This window comes from Luteibacter sp. KNZ12-1A, assembly GCF_056755675.1.
This window is the reverse complement of the sequence record NZ_JBPGXU010000142.1, coordinates 1-7,752: the sequence shown is the minus strand read 5'-3', so window position 1 is coordinate 7,752 and position 7,752 is coordinate 1. Positions and strand designations below refer to the sequence as shown.

6 protein-coding genes are annotated in these 7,752 nt (G+C 66.1%); 1 reads left to right on the top strand and 5 read right to left on the bottom strand.

What is annotated here, in order from left to right; translation table 11 throughout:
• Positions 1-306: 306 nt before the first annotated feature.
• The 5 genes from ACR9ZJ_RS18165 to ACR9ZJ_RS18145 form a co-directional block, all read right to left on the bottom strand.
• Complete coding sequence (locus ACR9ZJ_RS18165) at positions 307-1,203, bottom strand: DMT family transporter (protein WP_481288554.1); 897 nt, start codon at positions 1,201-1,203, stop codon at positions 307-309.
• Between the two features lie 178 nt (positions 1,204-1,381).
• Complete coding sequence (locus ACR9ZJ_RS18160) at positions 1,382-3,547, bottom strand: AsmA family protein (protein WP_481288553.1); 2,166 nt, start codon at positions 3,545-3,547, stop codon at positions 1,382-1,384.
• Positions 3,548-3,663: 116 nt separating this feature from the next.
• On the bottom strand, positions 3,664-4,416 hold the full coding sequence (locus tag ACR9ZJ_RS18155) for a siderophore-interacting protein (protein ID WP_481288552.1): 753 nt from the start codon (positions 4,414-4,416) through the stop codon (positions 3,664-3,666).
• Entirely contained in the window at positions 4,413-5,018 is a 606-nt protein-coding gene (locus ACR9ZJ_RS18150) for a PadR family transcriptional regulator (RefSeq protein WP_481280551.1), read from the bottom strand. Before ACR9ZJ_RS18150 ends, ACR9ZJ_RS18155 begins: the two co-directional genes overlap by 4 nt.
• 92 nt (positions 5,019-5,110) lie before the next feature.
• Positions 5,111-6,085, bottom strand: a complete 975-nt coding sequence (locus tag ACR9ZJ_RS18145) for a thioredoxin family protein (RefSeq protein WP_481288551.1) — start codon at positions 6,083-6,085, stop codon at positions 5,111-5,113.
• Positions 6,086-6,203: 118 nt separating this feature from the next.
• Here ACR9ZJ_RS18145 and ACR9ZJ_RS18140 point away from each other — a divergent pair, with 118 nt between their 5' ends.
• Positions 6,204-7,721: a fumarate hydratase gene (locus ACR9ZJ_RS18140; protein WP_481288550.1), complete on the top strand. Its 1,518-nt coding sequence runs from the start codon at positions 6,204-6,206 to the stop codon at positions 7,719-7,721.
• The last annotated feature ends 31 nt before the right edge of the window (positions 7,722-7,752 follow it).

Sequence of the window (7,752 nt, the reverse complement as noted above, 5' to 3'; positions counted from 1 at the left end):
TGTGGGAGCCTTTGTGGGAGCCGCTTCAGCGGCGATCCCGCGGCAGCGGGTCAGCCTGAGGCCAGCACCCATCGCCGGCAAAGCCGGCTCCCACACAGAGCCAGGCTCCGACAGCCTTTGTGCTTTGTGGGAGCCTTTGTGGGAGCCGCTTCAGCGGCGATCCCGCGGCAGCGGGTCAGCCTGAGGCCAGCACCCATCGCCGACAGGGGCGGCTCCCACCGAAGGCGCGGTTCCCAGGGAACCAGCCCCTGCTGCCTCTCTAGCCCCTTGCTGTTTCTAGAGGGCTTTGATCGCTCCGAGGGCCGATCAGGGTGTCACGAGGTCCGCCGCTCCCGCCTTTTCCCCGCGATGCAACCAGGGATGCGCGAACACGGCCATCAGGATGACCGCCACGCCGGCATAGAACGTCCAGCCCAGCTCGCGCTGCTCGCCCAGCAACGGGATCGCCAGGACGATCGCGTACACCGGCTCCAGGTTCGTCACCATCTGCGTCGCGAATGCCGAGATATGTCGTAGCGCGGCGAGCGCCAACGCGAAGGGCAGCAGCGTGCAGCCATAGGCGAGCACGAGCATCAGCGTGGCATCGTGCAGGTCGGGAAGGACGAATGCGGGCGAGGCGAGGAAGGGGGCGAGCGCGGTGAGGAACAGGGTGCCGGTGCCGAGTTCCACGCAGGTCACGGTCAAGGCGTCGGCCTTTTCGACAAGGCGTTTGTTGAGCGCGCTGAAGAAGGCCACGAACAGTGCGGAGAGCACGCCGATGGCGAGGCCCAGGCGCATGTCGCCAGGGAGTCCGCCCGCGACCAAGGCCACGCCCGGCACCACCGCCGCGCCGATCAGCAATTCACGCGGATCGAAACGGCGTCCCGCGACCCACGGTTCGACGATCGCGAGGAAGATCGGGCACAACGCGATGCAGGTCGCGGCGACCGACGCGTTGGCGAGCTTGATGGCGCCGTAGAAGGTGAGCCAGTGCAGCGCCACGATGACACCGACACCGGCATAGGAAAACAGCAGGCGTCGGGGCATCGCGCGCAGTTCTCGCCAGACCCTGGGCACGCAGAGCAGGGTGCCCGACACCAGGAGCATGCGCCACCACACCAGCGGCAGCGCGGGCAGGGTGATCAGCTTGCCGAGGATGGCGGTAAAGCCCCAGAGCAGGACGCAGAAGTGGATCTGCAGGTGGGCTTTGCGGGAAGGAGACATCGGTAGAGCTTGCCCGAAGGCGGGGGTGTTTTACAGGAGCCGGTAAGGGCATTGCCGATGCCGGGAGGCATTGTCGATAGGGGAGGAGCATCGCCGACAACGTCGGCTCCCACCAGAGCGCAGCCATCTCGGGTGGGAGCCGACCTTGTCGGCGATGGGTGCTTGCGGCGGCGATAGGTCAGCCGCGCGCCTTCCCCGCAGGCGTCGCCTTCCCGGCCGGCGGGGCCTTGGGTGGATTCTTGCGCAGGTCGTCCAGCAACGGCTTGCACTGCGTCGCGTCCGCCTTGCCGCTCTCCGGCACCACGAGGGCGGCCAGCGCCGCGACCGGGGCGGCGAACACCGCCAGCGCCACGGCACCGCCGCCGCGCAGGATCAACGGCCCGGCGTGCACGCCTGGCGCGGGGTCCTTGAACGTGCCATGCACGTACAAGGGCGAACGCAGCGAGAAGAGCCGGAAGCCCTTCGTATGCGGCACGATATCGAGGTTGAGCTTCTCTTCGCGGAAATCGATATCGCCGGTGACGTTGATCAGCGCCTTCTCGGTATCGAAGGCGAACAACCGCGACTCCATCACGCCGTTGGTCGAGACCAGGTCGGCGGCCATGCAGTTGATCTTCACCACCTCGTCGCCGAACAGCTTGTTGACCGCGTAGCTGCCGACATTCAATCCCGCCAGTTCCAGCAGCGAACTGCTGATCGCGCCGTCGTTGATGAGCAGCTTCACCTCGCCGTTCGAACTACCGAGCAAGGCGGCCGGCGAGTTGCCGGTGGCGGTGAGGGAGGCATCGCCGTTCATCTCGCCGAAGCTCGTCTGCATCGGCGCGAAGGTGGGGAAGAGTTCCTTCAGCTTGAGGTGGCGCGCGCCGAGGTTGAAGCCGCCCCTCATGGGTGTCTTCGAGCCGTCCAGGCGGATGTTGCTGCCCACGGTGCCACCGGCGACGCCGAACTTCAGCGGGTCGAGGACCAGCACGGAATCCTTCAGCACCAGGTGGGTCGAGAGGTTGTCGATCGGCAAACGCTCGCCGTGGACGATCTTCACGCCGGTGAACTGCACATCGGCGTCCATCGCGTTCCAGCGGTCGGTCTTGAACGGCTCCACGGGCAAGACCTTGTCGGCTGGCTGCTTCACCGCATCACCGCGTTGCGCCTTTTCCTCGTTCGAACCGCCGCCGATCAGGGGCGCCAGGTCGCTGAAGAGCAACTGGTTGGACTTCAGCTTGCCGGTGAGGCTCGGGCGCTGGCCGCCAGTATCGAAGACGAGGGTTCCGCCCAGGTCGCTGCCGCCGACGCGCCCGGTGAAGTTCTCGTACGTGTAGACGCTCGCGCCCTTCTTCAGGTTGGCCTTCAGGTGACCCTCGGTGGCGAACGGCGGCGTGTCCGGCAAAGTGATGCCGGTGAGGTCGTAGAGATGGGACATGCTCGTGCCGGAGAACCATAGGCGCACGTCGAGCGCGCCCATGTTCAGCGAATCGGTGAGCGTGCCCACGAAGGCGATGCGCGTGTCGCCGAAGCGCGCGTCGGCCTGCACGGGGAAGGGCCGGTTGGCATCACGCAGCGCCAGCACGCCGCCGGTGCGTGCCTTGGCCGCCACGGTCGACTTCTTGTACGTGCCCTTGGCGTCCCACGCGAAATAGTAGACCTGCCTCTTCTTCGTCTCGTCCTGGCGGTCCTTTTCGTCGGCGTCGCTCCTGGACATCGCCTTGGCGCTGGCCCCGGTGGTCTTGTTGGCCTGCGCGCGCGAATCCTTCTCCTGCTGCGCCATGATCTCGTCGAACGGAATGCCCTTGCCGAGCGGCGTCACGTCGATGCCCATGACGATCTGGTTCATCGCATCGGAAAAGTCGATGTGGCCCTTGTCGAAGGCGATGGCATTGAGTTCGAGCTGCCATTCGGACGGACCGGTGCTTTCGGGAAGCTTGAAGGTCCAGGTGTTGTCGCCGTTCTTCACGCGTTCCAGGGCGACCTGCGGTTGGCCGAGGCGGATCTCCGGCACGACGATGCGATGGGCGAGGAGCGGGAAGGGAGAAAGGCGGAAGTCCAGCGTGGCCAGCGTGGCGAACTGCTTCGACTTCGCCCAGTCCGGATTGGCCACGGTGATGTCGCGCGCGGTGAAATGCGGCCAGGGAACGAGTCCGACGAGTCCGCCTTCACCCGGCTCGCGCGACCAATGCGCGGACAGGTCGCCGTTGATCGCGAACGGGCGGCCGATCGCCTCGGAGACCTTCTCGTTGATCGTCGGCTTCAACCGGTTCCAGTCGAAGAAGGCGATGAACAGCACGATCGCCACGACGAGCAGGATCAGGATCCCGAGTACCCATGCCAGTATTTTCCTGCCTCGCCGCATCGTGCCGCCTCCGCTCCTGCAACGGGCCCAGAGTTAACCTGAAGCCCGCCAAGGTTATGTGTTCTTGGGAGGTGAAGATTAAGCGAGGTGGAGCTGGCGTGAGTACCTCGGTGCGATCAATCGGCCTGCCAGTAACCCGTGGCCTTGACCCATTCCTTGTCGATGCGCCGTTCCTCGACCAGCAGTGCGCGTAGCGCGCGGGCGCGTCTGGACTCCGTCGCCACCCACCAGAACGTGTCGCCCGCGGGGATCGGCAGCGCGGCCAGCGCCTCGTCGAGGCTGGGCGATTCGCCGGCGACGAACCAGCGGACATCGCGCTTCAACGCCTGTCGTTCCTCGTCCGAAACGATCTCGACGAGCACCGTCACCGGCGTGGTCCCGGGCATTTCCTCGAGCCAGCGGCCGATCGCGGGCAGGGCGGTGGCATCGCCGACGAGCACGTAGTGATCGAAATCGTCCGGCACGAGCATCGAGCCGCGCGGACCGCCGATGCAGAGGCTGTCGCCGACCTTGACGTGTTCCGCCCAGGTGGACGCGGGGCCTTCGCCGTGCAGGACGAAGTCGATGTCGAGTTCGTTGCGCGCGGCGTCGTAGCGGCGCGGCGTGTAGTCGCGGGCGGGCGAGGGCTCGACGCCCTCGGGATAGACGGGGCCGTCGGGACCGAGCGTGGGCGGGTTGATCGAGCCGTCGGACACGGGGAAGAACAGCTTGACGTGGTCGTCGGGCGACGCGGAAACGAAGCCGTCCAGATCCGCGCCGGCGAGTGTCACGCGAACCATGTGCGGCGTGAGGCGCCGCACGTGGTTCACTTCGAGCCGGCGCATCTTCAGCGAGTGGCGTACGCGCGTTATCGCATGGCGTTCGCTCATCCCTGGCGCTCCGCGACCGCCTTCGCGGTGGCTTCGATCAGCTTGGCGACGCGCGCCATTTCGGCATCGTCCCAGGCCTTGTGATGGTTCATCAGCTGGTGCTTGAGCACATGCATGGCTTCGCGCACCGGATTGGGCACGGTCATCCGGCGCATGTGCCGCGACATCACCTGCAGGCGTTCGGTAAGGGCGTCCAGGCTGTCACGGTTCTCGGCGAGGAAGGCACGGCCGGCATCGGTGATGGCATAGAGCTTCTTGCCGCCGGTCTCGGCCTCGACGCGGGCGTAGCCCAGTTCTTCGAGCATGGTGAGGGTCGGGTAGATCGCGCCCGGGCTGGGGCTGTACTGGCCTTCGAACATTTCCTCGATGGTGCGGATCAGTTCGTAGCCGTGGCGGGGCTGTTCCTCGATCAGGGCGAGCAGGAGCAGGCGCAGGTCGCCGGTGCCGAACATGCGGCCCCCAAAGCGCCCGCCGCCGCGGCCGCCGCGCATGCCGTCGCGGTCGTCGAAACCGAAGGGGCCGCCGCCGAAACGGCCGCCACCGCGGCCGATGGCGGCCATGTGCTCGTGGAAACGATGCCGGGCATGGTGGAAAAGGTGCATGGGTGTTCTCCGATATATCGTACGTAGTGGTCGTACGATATATCTTAAGAAACACTCTTGCAAGAGCGAATCGCCGACTTGTCGGCGATGCTCTACCCGAAGGTGAAGGTGAACGCGTGGAAGTTCGCCTTCGGAATCCGGATCGTCAGCACGTGATCCTTGTAATCCTCCGCGCTGTACAAGGTGTACAGCTGCGACGCCTGCACCGTCACCGGCGCCTGCGGCTTGCCGTCGACCAGCACCTCCACCGTCACCGGATCGTTCGCGCTGGCCACCATGTGTACCTTCTTCGCCTTGAAATGCAGGCGGATCTCGCCGTTGGGCCCGACCAGGCTGGCGTTGTCGCGGCCGATCTCCCAGCGGCCCACCAGGGCGAACTGGTTGAGTTCCAGCCGCGACGGTGCCGTGAAGTCGCGCGTGCCCTTGTCCGAGCCTTCCGGGCTCGCGTTGTTCTTGCTGCGGTCGCTGCCGAAGTACATCTCCGGCGAGCCCAACTGGTTGAAATCCGGGGCGTCCTTGTCGCCGCCGGCAGCCTTCTCATCCGCGAGGCGGGGCAGGCCGAGCAAGGTGCGGATGGCGTTCTCCATCTCCAGGTAGTTGCCCTCGCCGAAGTGATGGGCGACGACGTTGCCGCGCTGGTCCACCAGGTATTCCGCCGGCCAGTACTGGTTGTCCCAGGCGTCCCAGGTTTCCAGGTCGTTGTCCTGGGCGACCGGATACCGGATGCCGTAGCGCTTGATGGCGTCGCGCACGTTGCCTTCCTGTTTCTCGAACGGGAACTCCGGCGAATGCACGCCGACCACCACCAGGCCCTTGTCCTTGTACTGGTCGTACCAGCGGGTGACGTGGGGCAGGGTGCGCAGGCAGTTGATGCAGGAATAGGCCCAGAAATCGATCAACACCACCTTGCCGCGAAGCTGGCGCATGGTGAGCGGCTTGGAGTTCTGCCAGGCGGCGATGCCGGCGAATTCGGGAGCGGTCTGGGCGGCCACCACGGGCCGCGCGATGCCGAGGGCGGTGGCGGCTAGGGCACAGGCGAAGAGGGCGATGCGGAACGGGTGGCGCATGGGAACTCCATGGTTCTCTGGGGTGCCTGGAACAGACCGGCCGTGGCCCCGGCACCTTACACCGGCCCGGTGCGCTAAAATCGCTCTTTTGCCAGCCTCGCGAGCCAGCCGCAGCGCCATGACCTCGATCAAGCAGGACGACCTCATCACCAGCGTCGCCGACGCCCTCCAGTACATCTCGTACTACCACCCGGTGGATTACATCCGGAACCTCTCCGCCGCCTACGAGCGCGAAGAGTCCCCGGCGGCGAAGGACGCCATCGCGCAGATCCTGATCAACTCGCGCATGTGCGCCGAAGGGCACCGGCCGATCTGCCAGGACACCGGCATCGTCACCGTCTTCCTCAAGGTGGGCATGAACGTGCGCTGGGACGACGCCACCATGGGCGTCGAGGACATGGTCAACGAGGGCGTGCGCCGCGCCTACAACCATCCGGACAACAAGCTGCGCGCCTCGGTGCTGGCCGACCCGGCGGGCAAGCGGATGAACACGCGCGACAACACGCCGGCCGTGGTCAACGTCTCCATCGTCCCCGGCGACAAGGTGGACGTGATCGTCGCCGCGAAGGGTGGCGGGTCGGAAGCGAAATCCAAGTTCGCCATGCTCAATCCGTCCGATTCGATCGTCGACTGGGTGCTCAAGACCGTGCCGACGATGGGTGCCGGCTGGTGCCCGCCGGGCATGCTCGGCATCGGCATCGGCGGCACCGCCGAGAAGGCGATGCTGCTGGCGAAGGAAGCACTGATGGAGCCGATCGACATCGTCGACCTGATCGCTCGCGGGCCGTCCAATCGCGCCGAGGAGTTGCGCCTGGAGCTGTACGAGAAGGTCAACGCGCTGGGCATCGGCGCGCAGGGCCTCGGTGGCCTGACCACCGTGCTCGACATCAAGGTGAAGGATTACCCGACCCACGCGGCGAACCTGCCGGTGGCGATGATTCCCAACTGCGCCGCCACGCGCCATGCGCACTTCGTGCTCGATGGCTCCGGCCCGGTCGCCCTCGATCCGCCGTCGCTGGAAGACTGGCCGAAGCTCACCTACGACGCCTCCAAGGGGCGCCGGGTGAACCTCGACACGATCACCCGCGAGGAAGTGCAGGGCTGGAAGCCGGGCGAGACGATCCTGCTCAACGGCAAGCTGCTCACGGGCCGCGATGCCGCGCACAAGCGCATGATCGACATGTTGAATCGCGGCGAGACGTTGCCGGTCGATTTCACCAACCGCTTCATCTACTACGTCGGCCCGGTCGATCCCGTGCGCGACGAAGTCGTCGGCCCCGCCGGCCCGACCACGGCCACGCGCATGGACAAGTTCACGCGGCAGATGCTGGAGTCCACCGGCCTGCTGGGCATGGTCGGCAAGTCCGAGCGCGGCCCGGCGGCGGTCGAGGCGATCCGCGACAACAAGGCGGTGTACCTGATGGCCGTGGGCGGCTCGGCGTACCTCGTGTCGAAGGCGATCAAGGCGTCGCGCGTGCTGGCCTTCGAAGACCTGGGCATGGAGGCGATCTACGAATTCGAGGTAAAGGACATGCCGGTGACCGTGGCGGTCGACAGCGCCGGTACGTCGGTGCATGAGACGGGGCCGAAGGAATGGCGGTCGAAGATCGGGAAGATTCCGGTGGTGGTTGTTTGATGGTGTTGGGGGCTGTCTCTTATACACATCT